Consider the following 15,267-nt stretch of genomic DNA (forward strand, 5'->3'; position numbering starts at 1 on the left):
TTTTTTAAAGATTGTTTCAGATTAAAGAAGCGTTCGTGCACAATCAATGACCGTAGTCAGTGCCTTGACCCGGGCATACCACTTGTCATCGGATTCGACAACGGTCCACGGCGCGATGGATGTGCTGGTCCGGGCGAGCATCTCATCTATGGCTTCATCGTACTGGTCCCACTTCTCCCGGTTCCTCCAGTCTTCCTCGGTGATTTTATGGATCTTGGAAGGATCACTCGCACGCTGCTGGAACCGCTTGAGCTGCTCCTCCTTGCTGATCTCAAGCCAGAACTTCACGATCCCGCCACCGCTTGACATGAAATAGTCCTCTTCCATCTCATTGATCTCCTGGTAAGCCCGCTGCCATTCCGGGGCTGAACAGAACCCTTCCACCCGTTCAACGAGCACCCGTCCATACCAGCTGCGGTCGTAAATCGCAATGTGACCTGCTCTCGGGTAGTTTTTGATGAACCTCCAGAGATAATGATGCTCCTTCTCGCTCTGGTCAGGAGCAGCGATGGGGATGACATCATAGCCGAGCGGGTTCATGTAGCGCGCAATCCGCGTGATATTTCCCCCTTTACCGGCAGCATCCCAGCCCTCGTACATGATGACAAGGGGGATCTTCCGCTTGAAGAGGAGGTAGTGCAGTTCGAGCATCTCGATCTGGAGGGTATTGAGCTGCTGCTGGCAGTCTTCCTTGGTACAGGCATTTTCCGGTGCAGAACTCCTCTTCACCGGGTTCTTTCGCGGCCTTACCGGTTCCTTCTCCTTTCCCCGTTTGGGATGCCCGTCTTTTCCGCCCCCGACACGTTTTTCAAGGGATTTTACCAGCGTTGAATAGACTTTCAGGATCGCATATTTCCGGTCGGTAGCCTCGATCACCGTCCATGGGGCATAGTCGGTATTGGTCTCCCCGAGCAGATCATCAATAACCGGTTTCGATGTATCATATTGATTATGGACATGCCAGATTGAGGGTGTAACCAGCCATGCCGTGAGGGGGTTGCGCTCGCGTTCCTCAAGCCGGGATTTTTGTTCTTCCCTGCTGATATGCAGGAAGATCTTGATGATCACCGTCCCGTCGTCAGTCAGCTGTCGTTCGAACGTATTGATGGAATGGATCTTCCCTTCAAGCGATTTCTTCCACGCTGAACGTTGCATCTCTTCAGAGATTGCCCTGCTGTACCAGCTCCTCGCAAAGAGGGCAATACGTCCCCGCGGGGGAGTCCGGGTCCAGAACCTCCAGAGAAACGGGCGTGATTTTTCTTCGTCCGTCGGCTTGTCGATCGCATGGAGGGTGAAGCCGCGTGGGTCAAGTGACTGGATGATGGCCTGGGTCGACATGGTGATGCCGGAGGCATTCCAGCCCTCTATAAGAATGATCGTGGGAGTTTTCTGGTCCCTTAACGTCCGCTGGAGAACACTCATGCGCTGCTTATAACCGGTCAGGGATTCGTCAAAACTCGCTTCATCAACCGTTTTAGTCAGATCAACCTTATCCAGCATGGTACCCGTTCACCCGCATAATTGGTTGCCCCGGTCCGTTCAGACGCCCGGGCAATCGCTACAATCTATCTGCTGGTGTTGATTACGCCAGATATTAATATATCGTATAGGAATTTCAGCGGAATGGCTGAGGGAACGACAGGATTCGAGGCGTATTCGAGGCCCGATATTAATTAATCTTAAATAGAGTAGAATCCAGTTTCCTTCTATTTTATGTAGTACAGTATCGTACCGATCATCAGGTTTTACTAAAAAAACCCGCTGCATAATTTCTCCCGTGTGGTGACGGGGGGACCGGACGCGGCAGAAAAAAGATCTGACAATCAGTGAGGAAGAGTATGGTAGCAGACAGTGGTTCCACGATTGCATGGCTGATCACCGCAACGGCGCTGGTGATGCTGATGACCCCGGGCGTAGGATTTTTCTACGGGGGCCTGGTACGGAAAAAAAACTTTATTTCCATGATCTCCCTTTCCTTCATTGCCTTTGCCCTGGTCAGCATCCAGTGGGTGCTGCTCGGGTACTCGCTCGCGTTCGGAAACGATGTGAGCGGCATCCTGGGAAATCTCCAGTTCGTGGGACTGAACGGGGTGAGCATGACGACGGGGAATGCAGGATACCCGCCGCTTCTCTTCATGATCTTCCAGCTGACATTTGCTGCCGTTACGGTGGCGATTGTTACATCCGGCCTTGCCGAGCGGGTAAAACTGAGTTCGTTCATCCTCTTCTCCCTGCTCTGGACAACACTCGTGTATGACCCGATCGCACACTGGGTCTGGGGCGGCGGATGGCTTGCGCAACTTGGTGCAATAGATTTTGCCGGGGGGATGGTAGTCCATATCAGTGCCGGGTTTGCAGCACTCGCGATCGCGCTTGTCATAGGAAAACGGGCAGGGTACGGCCAGTACACCATGGAGCCGCACAATATCCCCATGACCCTGCTCGGCGCCGGTCTCCTCTGGTTCGGGTGGTTCGGGTTCAATGGCGGCAGTGCCCTCGCTGCGAATGGGATGGCAGTGAATGCGATCGTAGTTACCAATACCGCTGCAGCTGCCGGGGCACTTTCCTGGATGGCAGTCAGCTGGATCAACGGTAAGCCGAGTTCCCTCGGGATGGTCACGGGCGCAGTTGCAGGCCTTGGCACAATCACCCCCGCTGCCGGGTATGTAACTCCGATGGATGCACTCCTGATCGGTGCAGTTGCTGGCATTGTCTGCTACAAGGTGATGTGCTGGCGGATCAAGAGCGACTGGGACGAGAGCCTCGATGCCTGGGCGGTCCACGGGATTGGCGGGTTCCTTGGCACAGTCTGTGCCGGGATCTTTGCAACCACAGCAGTCTGCAGTTATTCCGGGCTCCTCGAAGGAAATGTCCACCAGTTCACCGCGAACCTTATCGGTGCGGTGGTAGTCACGATCTATGCGTTTGCCGTTACCTATGCGCTCGCCGTTATTGTCGACAAGACACTCGGGCTCAGGGTCAGCGAGGAGGAGGAGTACGTAGGGCTCGATCTCTCCCAGCACGGGGAGAGCTGCCGGTAACTTTTTTTAAACAACAGAATAACTATGAATTCGTGCGGGTCTACCGGACAAACCGGTCCCGAAGATCCGGAAAGTGAGAGTTTGTTAATTTTGCCATTATGATGCTCTACGCGCAAAACGCCTGTCGGGTTTTGCGCTACTCATTACCTGTATCTGAAAATGAGACTGTATTGAACCGCCGCGGTGGCGTCCCGTCTGGGGCGGCAGCATCATCGCAATTTCAAATGGAGATAACCAACACTGATGAGCAGGCATGACTATCTCTCATACTGATTAATGGGGATAAACCACCAACCCATTCTGGTTGCTGAAATTTGTGGAGGTAATTTATGGAACTGGAAAAGGTAAATTCATGAAATATTTTTCAGATTTCCCAGTCCGGGATGCAATTCGTTATCCGGTACCCGAATCAAAGGTCCTCTCCCTGAGGTCAGGATGACAATGCAAAAGGGGTGCACATACGAGAAATGGAGGGAGTGTCAAGTGACTGCAATCCCGTTTTCCCGGGCAATATCCACAAACGCGCCCGCGAGATGCGCTGCCTGCTTCCCGGTCATGCCATAAGTATTGAATTTCCAGACCTTCGTAGCCCCGGGAATGACCCCGGTGATCCCTTTCTCTTCAAGAGCGGAGGAGAAGTAATACCCGCGCTTCTTGTGCGTTGCAGCGATCGTATCGAACGAAGCCGTGGTGTCGGCCCGGGTCATCGTGTGTTTCCGCGGGTATTCCGAGAGGATCTTCGTCCCCGCAACTGACAGGAGGGCATCCGTGACAATCCTGTGGTTGGCGAGCTCGCGGTCGAAGTGCTTCACCCGCTCCTTTACATGGGGGAACGAGGCCATCATGCCGACGAGCGTAGCACCCATCAGCGTGCAGCCCATCATCTCCGGTTCCTTGATCCCGAATTTCCGGTTCGTCACATCGCCCACAATGGATGTTGTCCTGAACACTTCAGCCCCCCGTTCTGCAGTGGCAGCAAGGATGCCGGACGGTGCCGGGGCCGCCATGCTCTTGTGGCCGGACCCGACGACAAAATCCACTCCCAGGGCTTTCCCGTCCACGGGAAGGATTCCCACGGTATAGGCACCATTGTATACGATCGGGACGTCATACTGGCGCATTACCTTTGCGATAGCGGCGATGTCATGCATGTTGCCGTACTGGTAATCCACGTGATCGATGAAGGCGAGGACCGGCGCCCGCCCGAATTCCTTCCTGACCTCCTCAATTTTTGCGGCAGCAGCATCCGGCGTGACGAGCTTCTGCTCACTGGCCGGGATCTCCCGGGCAATGCCGCCGGCCTCTTCCACGGCCAAAAACTCGGTATAGTGCGAGAGGGTGGTGAGGAGGACCGGGTCGCCTTTTTTCACATAGGTCTGTGCCACGGCCTGGAACCCCCGTCGCGCCCCCGGGACCGTCCGGACCGCATCCATGTTCAGCCAGCGGGCGACATCCGTGTGGAAATCCGCGATCGGGGGCTTGCTGATATAATCGAGCCGGTTGGGCTTCCGGCAGTTGTCGCAGACCGAGTACCCGTCACCGTACGCAATAACCGCTTTCATGGCGTCGGCGGTGAGACGTCCCCCGGCCTGGATCGGATCGATATTGATGAACAGTTCGTCCACCTGGCGGGCCTCGATCCCGTTCCCGCACCTCATTTCAGCATCTCCTGCTTCAGGGAGGCGACCTGCCGTTCCAGGTTCCCGAGGAGGCGTTCAACCTGCACCTTCTGGCCTTCATCGAATTCATGCCCGGGTGCGGTCTCCCGCAGGAGCACCCGGAGATCAGTCAGCGTATAGATTGCCTGGAAGGTCATATCGACAGCCCGTTTCGACATGGGATCACTACCACATTATTGCATGTAATCAATTAAGTACGTGATCAAAAACGATTCCGCAGGGATTCGCGGAAGAATGATTTCAGGGCAGGTTTGCCGTAATCGTCACCGTAAGATATACCCGTATCAGTCCATACGCATTCCCAGAGGTAAGAAAACACCCGTCACATGCGCTTCCAGCCGCAGGGGGGATATGGATCCCGAACCGGGCGCCCTGACGCTGTTCCCCGGTTTCGCGAATGCTGATACCGGTCACTGCCAGGATATCCCGGGTGAAGGCAAGCCCGGGACCGATATGGTTCCCGTCCATACGAGAACCACGGTCATATGAGATGAAAATTATTGTTATTTCTTTGCGCTGCAGCCGGGGAGATCAGTCCTGCACAGGAGAACACTGCAGGGAAGTTTCTGATGACCGCACCGTGCCCGGGGCTCTTCGCACCACTGCGTATCCGGTACGGGGGGAAACCTGGCCGGCAACCGGACCGGGCCGCTGAGCATGAACACCGGACGCGTTGCAGGGGTTCGGATCAGCGCCCTCCAATACATATCTTCATCAGCCCGGGTACCCTTATAATACTGTTCTGGAGATGTCTGCATTAAGGAAGGCGTAAAAAAACCCGGGGAATCGGACGGCGCACCTGAATTCAATCCTGACGGCACGCCGGTGGTTCGTGTAAGGCTGCCGAAGAAGAGGAATGGCGAGCAGTTTGCCTGCGCCGAACTGATGATGGGGGCAAACCATATCCGGGTCCGGTGCCTTGACGGCGTGGAGCGGATGGGCCGGATCAAGGGCAAGATCAAGAAGCGGGCATGGATCCGCGAGGGCGATATCCTGATCGTGGTGCCATGGAGTTTCCAGGATGAGAAATGCGATATCCTGTACCGGTACCTCCCCCCGCAGGCCGACTGGCTGCGGAAGAACCACTACCTGAGCGTATAAATCTGCGTTCATCCTTTTTTGTGCAGCAGGCACTGTATGGCAGGTTCCGCGAACACTGCATTTATTATACTCTGCTGACAAATATTCTACCACAGTTTTGTACAAGACTGTTTGAGTAATAACCATGTACGGATCAAATAATTTTGGTGGAAACAGAGGACCCAGAGATTTCGGGCCCCGCGAAATGACGAAAACTACCTGCTCAGACTGCGGAAAGGAATGTGAAGTTCCGTTCAAGCCGACTGAGGGCCGCCCGGTGTACTGCCGCGACTGCCTCCCCAAGCACCGGAAACCCCGGTTCTAATTTTTTCTTGTTTTAATCCATTCTCAACGTAATTCTTCCCCGGTACAGATACGTCCGTACAGAGGAAACAATACCCGGGGGATCTCCCCTTGCGCAAAACCAGGCGATCTATGGGAATTATTCCCTGCAGTAATTGCGAATTTGCAAAAGAATTCTCCGGAACTTCATGCTGCCGGACTCCCAGGTACCACGGTAATACCTGCCAGAGCTTATGAGCCGGAACGGCAAACACTTGGTACCAGGCACCAGCCCCTGACCGACCATGAACCAGATCTACCTTTTCGGCCACCGCCAGCCCGATACGGACAGCATTGCGAGCGTGATTGGATACGCTGATTTCAGGAACCGGTCCGAACCGGGCAGGTACGTCCCCGCCCGGTGCGGGGAGATGAACCCGGAGTCCCGGTTCATGCTCGACCGGTTCGGTATCCGGGAGCCGGTATTCATTCCCTCGGTAGAACCAACGCTCGGCGACATTCATTACAAACCGGTCTTTGCCCTGCCGCAGGATGTCCCCACGGTTGACGTGGCAAGCCTGATGGCAAAGGAGGGCCTCCGCAACGTAGTCATCACGGACGCTGCCGGAAAACCGGTCGGGATGGTGGGCGAACATGCACTGGCAAGCGCCTATATCCAGACCATCCATCTCGCCGAACTTGCCGTCTCGCCGGTCCCAATCGGGACCCTTGCCCGGATCCTCCGGGCAGGAATTATCGTCGCGGCCCACCCGGTCCTCGAAGGCCGGGTCTATATCGCGATCGATGCCCTGCACGTGACGCTCTCGAAAATGACCACGCGGGACATCGCGGTTGTCGGGGACAACGAGCCGGCCCAGCTCGCGCTCGTCTCGGCCGGTATCGCCTGCCTGATCGTAGCCGAAGGTGCCCCTGTCGGTGAGCGCCTGACCACTGCCGCATCCCGCAGAGGCGTATCGGTGATCTCTACCGGGCTTGATGCGTTCGGGGTCGGCCGCATGATCAGCCTCTTCCTGCCCGCCCGCGAAGTGATGGAGACCAATGTCCCGGTCCTTGCGCTCTCCAATACGATTGCCCATGCCCGGCAGGTCGTGTCCGGCTCGCAGTTCCGTGCGGCCTGCGTTGTTGCCGGTGACGGGACACTTGCCGGCGTTCTGACACGGACAACCCTGCTCGACGAAGTGCGCAGGTCCGTGATCCTGCTCGACCACAACGAAGCCTCGCAGGCCGTGACCGGGATCGAGGAGGCTGATATCGTAGAGATCATCGACCACCACCGTCTCGGGGCCATCACCACCCTGAAGCCGATCCGGTTCTTCAACGATCCTGTAGGCGCAACCTCGACTATCATCACCATGAAATATATGGAGTCCGGCCTCACTCCGTCACCCGCCATTGCCGGCGTACTGCTCTGCGGCATCCTCTCCGACACGCTCGCGCTGCGGATGTCAACGACCACCCACCAGGACCGCCAGGCAGTGAAGTTCCTTTCCCGGGTATCCGGGGAAGACCCCGAAAAACTCGGCATTGCCCTGCTCGAACAGGGCATGGACCTCTCCGGCGTCTCCCTGGCAGCCGTCCTTACCCGCGATACCAAGGAGTTTGCGCTCTTTGGCAGCAGGGTGCTGATCGCACAGGTAATGGTGCCGGCCTTTGGCTGGAACCGGGACCGGGCGGGGCCAATCCGCGACGAACTGGAGAAGATGCGGATTGCCACCGGTGCTGATCTTGCACTGGCCCTCTTCACAAACGTGCTTGAGAACGCAAGCGATCTTGCCGGGGCGGGCGATCCCGGGCTGATCCGGGAACTCTTCGGGAGCGATCTGCCGGTCTGCCTTCCCGGGGTGATGTCCCGCAAGAAAGACTTCCTCCCTCTGCTGGGCGGGAAACTCCGCGGGCTCTCACGCCCATAACCGTTTTTCAGAGGGGCCACCCGGTTCCGATCAGCAACCGGCTGGATTTATACCGGCCCCGCTGATATCTCCTGAGGAGCCGGAAACCATGGAGGGTACATTTGAAACAATCCGAAACCACGTTGCCGCGGAGCTCGGGCAGGCGGGATCGCACGGGATGGATCACGTGGAGCGGGTCACCCGGCTCTGCCGGCAGATCGGGGCGGAGGAGCATGCGGACATGGCAATCCTGATCCCCGCAGCCCTGCTCCACGACATCGCCCGCCCGGCCGAGGAGGCACAGGGTACCCCTCACGAGGAGGAGGGCGCCCGCATTGCAGAGATGTATCTGCGGTCCATCCATTACGATGAGACCCGTATTCCTGCCATTACCGGCGCGATCCGCACCCACCGGTTCCGGTCAAAGGAATTACCCGCAACGCTGGAGGCAAAGATCCTCTCTGATGCGGACAAGCTGGACGCGATGGGGGCGTCCGGTATCGCCAGGACCTTTATCCGGGCAGGAGAGCATGGCGGGGGGATCGACGATGCCGTCGCCCACGTCCACGACAAACTGTTGAAACTCAGGGGCATGATGTACACGGAGTCCGGCAGGAGGATCGCAGGAACGCGGCATGCGTTCCTCACCAGTTTCCTCGATACCCTCGAGGAAGAGAGACAGGGTTCCCGGAAGGGGTAAGTACGGGAAACGGCAGACCCCGATCCCGACGATGCGATCAGCGAAAATTATTCCTGCCCGTTCCCCGCGGGATACACTGCCCGGGTAGCAGCGGTTTTTAAAAAACAATTCTGAGGAGCGGGAGGTCCGGGTTCGTCATGTAGATCATAATGATTGCATACGTGACTGCCAGCAGGATAACAAGGTACGGGATCTGGAACAGGACCGAGAGAACGGCCGACCTCAGGGACTGGTACATGGTGCAGACGACTACCGTCAGCAGCACAGCCATCACTACCATGCTGAAGAAGACCGACTCTGCCCGGAAGAAGACGAAGAACCAGGCTACGTTCAGGAACAGGCAGATAATGAAGAGCCAGACCGCGAGCCGTGCTTCCTTGTTTTTCTGGGCCGAGTTCCAGATGGAATATAAGCAGAATGCCAGGAGGAGCGAGATCGCGATGATACCGTAATAGATGATAGAGACGGGGGGGATAAACGAGGGTTTCACAAGGGGCCCATACCATGACGGAATAGCAGGGACAAAAAATGTCAGATCTGCATACCCGGCAGACAGGCAGAGGGTAAGGGCAATGATCAAACGAGCCACGGGATTACTGGTAATCATGGTCCGACAGTATCTCCAGCCCCGGGACCTATAGAGAATCTATAGAATCCCGGTACACAGATATTTATAATTATTTTACTGGTTATTATGCATTCCGATTCAATCGGAAAAATTTACGCACGCAGAACCGTAAACAGGGGTTTGTATCGCGTGCCAGAGCTGAACTTTCAGCCCGGTCCGGAATGCGGACTGGCAGGGACAAACCCAAACTTTCCAGCCGGATCACTGCCACGGTTCCGGGCCCCGCCGGCCCGGCAGGGAACATGAATCAGTTCTCCGGTTGTGCCGGCGTAAATACGAGGAGCGGTTTCCCGTCGCTCCCGAAGATGGTCAGGACACGGTCATGCACCCGCAGTTCATACGCATCTTCCAGGGATCCATAGTACTGCTCTTCCTGGAGCGAGGCATTGTTGTCCCAACAGCCCATGGAGGTTGTCGTCACCCGTGAAACGACGATCAGCGTGTCCTGGACCATGTACCGGGCGGAGTATCCGTTGCAGCCTCCCGACCCGGCCAGCTGCCCGTCCGTCCGGAATGTTGCGTTGATCACCGTACCGTTCAGCACCGGGGTTATAGTGCCATCCGGGGCTGTAAAGGACTGGAGCGACCAGGGATTTTCGGTGATGACGGTCGCCCCGGTTGCTCCCTGTCCTGAAAGGTTCATGAAGACTACAAGGAGAACGAGGATCGCGATCAGGATGACAGCAAGGGACACCATGATCCCCTTCGGCTTTCCGGCCCCCGGGTCTTCTTCTGCAAGGGGCTCTTCGGGTTCCTGGTCATCCGGCATAGCCGGTGTTCACCCGGCAACGCATTAACCGTTTCGCTTGGGGAGATCGGGGATTACCGGAATTCTGAACAATTATACGTGATGTCTGTTAACGTGAACCGGGCGTAAGTAAATGCTCCTTCCGGCAGGTTCCAGGCTGCTTCACCATACACCGGTATTCTGCGCCCGTTGAAATCCCGGTACTCCCCCACCGGGGTCGACCACTGGTACCGGGCAAATGTCTTCCCGTCTGGCGACATATAGCGGTCATCCGAGACGAACCGGACCAGTTCGCCGTTCTCCCCGAAATACAGCATCGCCGAGATGGTGATCCCGTTGTGGGTAAACCGGGCCCAGACCGAGAGGGGATCTACCGGTTCCCAGAGAATATTCTTATCGATCAGGGTTGCGGGTGCAAGCAGGCACATGTCGTTGAAGAGCGTCACTGTCTCGCTCATGGTCATCTTCTCTCCGCCCGCGTCAACCACCGGGAAGAAATATGCGACATTGATCTTCATGGTAGCGTGATCGCCGGTATATGCATGCAGGCTGTCAAAGGGGATCCCAAACAGCGAGGACCTGATGTAATACAGCCGTGCGGGGTCATCGAAAAAGTTGTACTGCTGTACAGCGATATCCATCCACCGGCTGCCTGGAGACCGTTTCAGGCTGCCGGTACCTTCAGCCCGGAAATTACAGACTTTTGGTTTTCCGACCGCCCCGGCATAATGCAAATAATTCCGGACCGGCCCGGGAAGATATGCAAGGTCTTCTTCCCGGACAACAGAATCCGTGGGACACGGTTTCAGTCGTTTCTGTACTTCTATTGTGTAGGGATTCCGGAAGCGGGAGAGTGCGGGGAGCATTATGATGAATATGGAACGGGAGAGAATATTGAGGTTTCCGGATACGCGAGGCGCATCGTTGTTTCAACAGCATCTCATTACGAGGATCGGATACCAGGGACATGATGACTTGAGATACTACACGATCAATCCGGAAAATGTATTTTCCATGATCGTTACATAATCTAGCGGAGTCTATTGCAATTTTTGGAGAGGGATTTCAGATCGGATTGCTAAAAAATGCAGGGTGGCTATCGGATAAACAAATTATTTATGGGGGAGATATTGACGCTCACGGCTTCCAAATTTTATCTCAAATACGAGGATATTTTCCTCAAACACGGTCGTGTATGATGGATTTTGACACCTTCAATGATTTCAAGGATCTTACAATATCGGGAGTTGATACCATCGTATTTGAGTTAGCGCATTTAACTCCAGAAGAGCATCAATTATTCACATATCTCCTCGAAAATAATGAGAGAAATCGGTTAGAGCAAGAAAAAATTCCACATTCGTATGCGGTTAAAAAAATTCTTGAAACTACGATAGAAAACTCCAATGAAAAAGATGATGATCAATCAATATTATCTGCCGTTGATCCACGTTGATCAACCGATTGATCCCACTGATCAAGCCGGGTCATTACATCTTTATTGAGGAGGAATGGTTGATTCCCATCAGAATTCTTTTTCCTCACATCCATCCCACTTCCCCCACAACCCTCATCACCTCCCTTCGCCCACATTAGATCAAATGGCATCCCCCACTATCGGAAAAGCGGAAGCAGGCCTCACCCTCCTGATCCTCTCCATATCCCTCGCCACCTTCATGGCAGGCCTCGACGGCACCATCGTCAACATCGCCCTCCCGACCATCTCCGAGGCGTTCCAGGTCTCCACGGCCACCGTCAGCTGGGTCGCGACCGCCTACCTCCTCGTGATGGCCGGCTGCGTGCTGGTCTTCGGGAAGATCTCGGATATCATCGGGTTCAAGAAAGTCTTCCTTGCGGGGTTTGCCATCTTCACGCTCGGGTCGCTGGCCTGCGGTGTCCTGCCGGACCTCTTCGGCTCGCTCGCATGGCTCATCGGCTCGCGGATCTTCCAGGCGATCGGCGGTGCGATGATCACGGCGATCGCACCGGCCATGATCACTGCCTATATCCCGATGGACCAGCGGGGGAAGGCAATGGGGATCGTCATGACGCTCGCGGCGCTCGGGACCGCCCTCGGGCCCACCATCGGTGGGTTCCTGACCCAGTACTTCTCGTGGCATGCGATCTTCTTCATCAACGTGCCGGTCGGGATCGTGGCGGTGTTGCTCGGGGCACAGGTCATACCCCGTAATACCGGGCAGAAGGCACTCGCCGGGTTTGACACCACCGGCGCCGGCCTCGTCTTCGTGGGGCTCGCCTCCCTCCTGTTCGTGGTGTCCGAAGGGGACAGCATCGGGTGGACCTCCCCGGGCATCCTTGCGCTCGCAGCCCTCGCCATAGTCACGCTCGCGTGGTTTGTCCTGCACGAGCTCCGGGCCGCCGACCCGGTCCTCGACCTCCGGCTCTTCAGGAACAGGAACTTCCTCTTAACGAACCTCCTCCTCTCGCTCGTCTTCTTCAGCTTCGCGGGGATCAACTACCTCCTGCCATTCTACCTGAAGTACGTCAGGAACTATGACACCTCCTCGGCCGGCATCGTCATGACCTCGCTCTCCTTTGCCATGATGGGGGCAGGTATCCTCTCCGGGTACCTCTTCAACCGGACCGGCCCCCGGGCGCTCTGCGTGGTCTCCGGTATCACGCTCACTGCCGGGTACTTCCTGATGACCCGGCTGCATACCGACACCCCGCCGGGCTACATAGTCTTCAGCCTCGCGCTGATCGGCTTCGGGCTCGGCCTCGTGATCACCCCGGCCTCGAACATGGTGATGAACTCGGTCTCCCGGGCACAACAGGGGATGGTATCGAGCCTGACAAGCCTCGAGCGGTTCGCCCCCCTCACCCTCGGGATCGCCTTCTTCAATCTGGTCTTCGTCCAGGGCGTACTTACGATCGCCGCAAACAGCGCAGTCACGAGGGAATCCCCGGCAGACCTGCAGATGCACGTGCTTGCTTCAGGGTTCGACTTCGCCTTCTTCCTCTCCTTCCTGCTCGGGATCGCGATCATCCTCGTCGCAATCGCTGCCCGGGAAGAGATCCACCCGGACTTCTGCAATCCGTCCGGGCCCCGGGAACCGGGGACGGGGATGATCTAAAAAAACGCCCGGGAAGTTCCGGCCACGAGGTTCGCCCGTAGTCCAGAGCAGGCGCCCGGGAAACCTCCGGCCCGGGACGCAGCAGGTGACGGGGCACTGCCCTTCTCCGCGGGGCAGGACGCCCTAATCCCGGTTATCCCCGGCACCGCCAGTGCGGTACATTCCCTTCGGGACAAGGATCTCGAACCGTGAACCTTTCCCGGGGACACCCGTCTCAATGATTTCCATACCGGAGATCTCGAGGATATCGTGGATGAAGAACAGGCCGAACGCGTGGAATTTTGCCACGTCCCGGACAAAGATACTCTTTTTCTTCCCTTCAGGGATCCCGACGCCGTTGTCTTCATACACGACCGTGAGGTGATTGCCAGGCGTTTCCCTGCAGCTGATACGAATCTCTGTTGCGGTCTTCCCGCATTCCAGCGTGAAACCGATAAGGTGGGAGAAGACTTTTCCGATGATGGGATCGCACCGCAGCTCCAGATCGTCCATCAGCACCTCCAGCCTGACAGGCCCCATGTTCATCAGGGACGCAGTCATCCGGACAAGGTCCGGGATCCGGATCCAGCGGGGGGGCTGCATCCCGATCTCCTGGTATTCCTTGGTGTACTGGATCTGGGTATCTATGGTCCGGAGAATGCCCTCTTCGATCGTGAGAAACTCCGTAACTTTCTTGTTCTCGATCAGGTCCTTCGAGAGCTCCACGTACCCCCGCAGGCTCGTCACCTTGTTCTGGATGTCGTGCCAGGCAATGATGTTCATGAGCTGGAGTTTCTGGTTGGCAAGCGCGAGCGCCTTCTCCTGCAGGACGCGCCCGGTGATATCCCGGACGATCGCCCACATCCCCTCCGGACGGCCGCTCTCGTCCCTGATCAGGAAAACACGCAGCTCAACGGGAAAAACGGTACCGTCTTTCTTCCGGTACTCTTTCCTGTAGACATCAGAGAACCCCCGGGGGAGAATCTGTTCCTGGACGATCTTCTCCTCGTACGCATTCCATTTCTCCGGGGTAATCTCCCGGTAACTCTGCCTGACCAGTTCCTCATCGGAATACCCGAGCATCTCCCGGTATGCCGTGTTATACTCCCGGATCTGCCCGTCCATGGCAACGCTGACAAATGCATCCCTCATACTCTCGTGAAGCGTCCGGTACTTCAGTTCGGACCGTCGGAGAGCCTCTTCTGCATTCTTCCGCTCCCGGACATTCTCCCATTCCCGCAGCACCCGCAGCGCAATGTGAGGCAGATCCTTAAAGGTGCTCTCGGACTTGACGATATAGTCAATCGCCCCGGACTTCATGATCTCCACGGCAAGATTTTCGTCGCCATGACTGGTCATGATGACAACCGGAAGCTCTGCAAGCCCGTCTTTCCGGGGCAGGATATCGATCCCGTTCCCATCCGGGAGCAGCCAGTCGGCGATAATAAGATCCGGGGTTTCACGACCAAGATCTGCCCGGGCCTCACCGAGGTTCTGCGCAATTGTCAGCCGGTATGGCTCCGCTGCCTTCAGGAAGCTGCGCCTGATCAGCTCGGCATGTGCATCCTCATCCTCGAGAACAAGGATATGGACGACACGGTTTTTCACTTCGGGTAAATAATCCGGGGCGGGTTCAGCCATGTAATTCGCCTGTGCAGGGAAGATCAGATCGGTTTTGTATTCCAGCCGAGCCAGTAAAAACCGAGATCCTTCATCAGATGGGTGAAGGTCTTGAAATCAAGGGGTTTTACCACGTAACTGTTTGCATGGAAATCATAGGACCGGGCTACATCGCTCTCTGTGTCAGAACTCGTCAGGATGACCACGGGGATCCGCCGGAGATCGGGAGACTCCTTGACGGTCCTGAGCACCTCCAGCCCGTCAACCCGGGGCAAACGGAGGTCGAGAAGAATAAGGTTTGGACGCGGGCTGTTCCCGCCGGTACTGTATTTTCCCTGGTGGAACAGGAAATCGATCGCTTCCTGCCCATCATCGACGTGATAGATGACATTTGCCACCCGCTGGTCCCGCATGCTTCGCATTACCAGTTCGGCGTGATCATAATTATCTTCCACGAGAAGGATGACAAGCGGTACACCGGTTATTCCATCCATGGAATTTCCTT

Annotated in this window: 15 protein-coding genes and 1 pseudogene; 7 read left to right on the forward strand and 9 right to left on the reverse strand. The window is 56.4% G+C overall.

The window, feature by feature from the left end:
• Positions 1-21: 21 nt before the first annotated feature.
• The gene (gene pap / locus WBL42_RS05060) at positions 22-1,500 is read right to left on the reverse strand and encodes a polyphosphate:AMP phosphotransferase (protein ID WP_424720178.1); all 1,479 of its coding nucleotides are present in this window, start codon (positions 1,498-1,500) and stop codon (positions 22-24) included.
• Positions 1,501-1,838: 338 nt separating this feature from the next.
• Between pap and WBL42_RS05065 the strand changes: the two genes are divergently transcribed.
• Positions 1,839-3,041, forward strand: coding sequence for an ammonium transporter (locus tag WBL42_RS05065; RefSeq protein WP_424720179.1), 1,203 nt, complete (start codon positions 1,839-1,841; stop codon positions 3,039-3,041).
• A 479-nt stretch (positions 3,042-3,520) separates the two neighbouring features.
• Here WBL42_RS05065 and pscS read toward each other — a convergent pair whose 3' ends face one another.
• The 3 genes from pscS to WBL42_RS05080 all read right to left on the reverse strand — a co-directional run bounded on the left by pscS (position 3,521) and on the right by WBL42_RS05080 (position 5,188).
• Positions 3,521-4,699: an O-phospho-L-seryl-tRNA:Cys-tRNA synthase gene (gene pscS / locus WBL42_RS05070; RefSeq protein ID WP_424720180.1), complete on the reverse strand. Its 1,179-nt coding sequence runs from the start codon at positions 4,697-4,699 to the stop codon at positions 3,521-3,523.
• On the reverse strand, positions 4,696-4,878 hold the full coding sequence (locus WBL42_RS05075; protein ID WP_424720181.1) for a hypothetical protein: 183 nt from the start codon (positions 4,876-4,878) through the stop codon (positions 4,696-4,698). Before WBL42_RS05075 ends, pscS begins: the two co-directional genes overlap by 4 nt.
• Positions 4,879-4,960: 82 nt before the next feature.
• The gene (locus tag WBL42_RS05080; RefSeq protein ID WP_424720182.1) at positions 4,961-5,188 is read right to left on the reverse strand and encodes a hypothetical protein; all 228 of its coding nucleotides are present in this window, start codon (positions 5,186-5,188) and stop codon (positions 4,961-4,963) included.
• 288 nt (positions 5,189-5,476) lie between these two features.
• On the opposite strand from WBL42_RS05080, the gene eif1A reads away from it, so the two are divergent.
• The 4 genes from eif1A (at position 5,477) to WBL42_RS05100 (ending at position 8,692) form a co-directional block, all read left to right on the forward strand.
• Positions 5,477-5,821: a translation initiation factor eIF-1A gene (gene eif1A, locus WBL42_RS05085; protein ID WP_424720280.1), complete on the forward strand. Its 345-nt coding sequence runs from the start codon at positions 5,477-5,479 to the stop codon at positions 5,819-5,821.
• Between the two features lie 124 nt (positions 5,822-5,945).
• On the forward strand, positions 5,946-6,125 hold the full coding sequence (locus tag WBL42_RS05090; RefSeq protein WP_015285958.1) for a CxxC-x17-CxxC domain-containing protein: 180 nt from the start codon (positions 5,946-5,948) through the stop codon (positions 6,123-6,125).
• Positions 6,126-6,387: 262 nt separating this feature from the next.
• A complete protein-coding gene (locus WBL42_RS05095) occupies positions 6,388-8,013 on the forward strand; it encodes a putative manganese-dependent inorganic diphosphatase (RefSeq protein WP_424720183.1) in 1,626 nt (541 codons plus the stop codon).
• Between the two features lie 88 nt (positions 8,014-8,101).
• On the forward strand, positions 8,102-8,692 hold the full coding sequence (locus WBL42_RS05100; RefSeq protein ID WP_424720184.1) for an HD domain-containing protein: 591 nt from the start codon (positions 8,102-8,104) through the stop codon (positions 8,690-8,692).
• A 97-nt stretch (positions 8,693-8,789) separates the two neighbouring features.
• Here the strand turns inward: WBL42_RS05100 and WBL42_RS05105 are convergent, their stop codons facing one another.
• The 3 genes from WBL42_RS05105 to WBL42_RS05115 all read right to left on the reverse strand — a co-directional run bounded on the left by WBL42_RS05105 (position 8,790) and on the right by WBL42_RS05115 (position 10,934).
• Positions 8,790-9,299: a TspO/MBR family protein gene (locus WBL42_RS05105; RefSeq protein ID WP_424720185.1), complete on the reverse strand. Its 510-nt coding sequence runs from the start codon at positions 9,297-9,299 to the stop codon at positions 8,790-8,792.
• Between the two features lie 268 nt (positions 9,300-9,567).
• On the reverse strand, positions 9,568-10,089 hold the full coding sequence (locus WBL42_RS05110) for an META domain-containing protein (RefSeq protein WP_424720186.1): 522 nt from the start codon (positions 10,087-10,089) through the stop codon (positions 9,568-9,570).
• Between the two features lie 53 nt (positions 10,090-10,142).
• Positions 10,143-10,934 (reverse strand): DUF6544 family protein, encoded by a 792-nt coding sequence (locus tag WBL42_RS05115; RefSeq protein ID WP_424720187.1) that lies wholly within the window; start codon positions 10,932-10,934, stop codon positions 10,143-10,145.
• A 167-nt stretch (positions 10,935-11,101) separates the two neighbouring features.
• Here WBL42_RS05115 and WBL42_RS05120 point away from each other — a divergent pair.
• Both WBL42_RS05120 and WBL42_RS05125 read left to right on the forward strand, forming a co-directional pair.
• Positions 11,102-11,524, forward strand: a pseudogene (locus WBL42_RS05120) (Wadjet anti-phage system protein JetD domain-containing protein); the annotation flags it as partial.
• A 145-nt stretch (positions 11,525-11,669) separates the two neighbouring features.
• Positions 11,670-13,163: a DHA2 family efflux MFS transporter permease subunit gene (locus WBL42_RS05125; RefSeq protein WP_424720188.1), complete on the forward strand. Its 1,494-nt coding sequence runs from the start codon at positions 11,670-11,672 to the stop codon at positions 13,161-13,163.
• A gap of 123 nt (positions 13,164-13,286) precedes the next feature.
• Here WBL42_RS05125 and WBL42_RS05130 read toward each other — a convergent pair whose 3' ends face one another.
• Positions 13,287-14,783, reverse strand: a complete 1,497-nt coding sequence (locus WBL42_RS05130; protein WP_424720189.1) for a PAS domain S-box protein — start codon at positions 14,781-14,783, stop codon at positions 13,287-13,289.
• A 23-nt stretch (positions 14,784-14,806) separates the two neighbouring features.
• Positions 14,807-15,256 carry a response regulator gene (locus tag WBL42_RS05135; RefSeq protein ID WP_424720190.1) on the reverse strand — a complete coding sequence of 150 codons (450 nt, stop codon included), beginning with the start codon at positions 15,254-15,256 and terminating at the stop codon, positions 14,807-14,809.
• Positions 15,257-15,267 lie beyond the last annotated feature (11 nt).

This window comes from Methanoregula sp. (assembly GCF_049686655.1).
Lineage (GTDB): Archaea > Halobacteriota > Methanomicrobia > Methanomicrobiales > Methanospirillaceae > Methanoregula.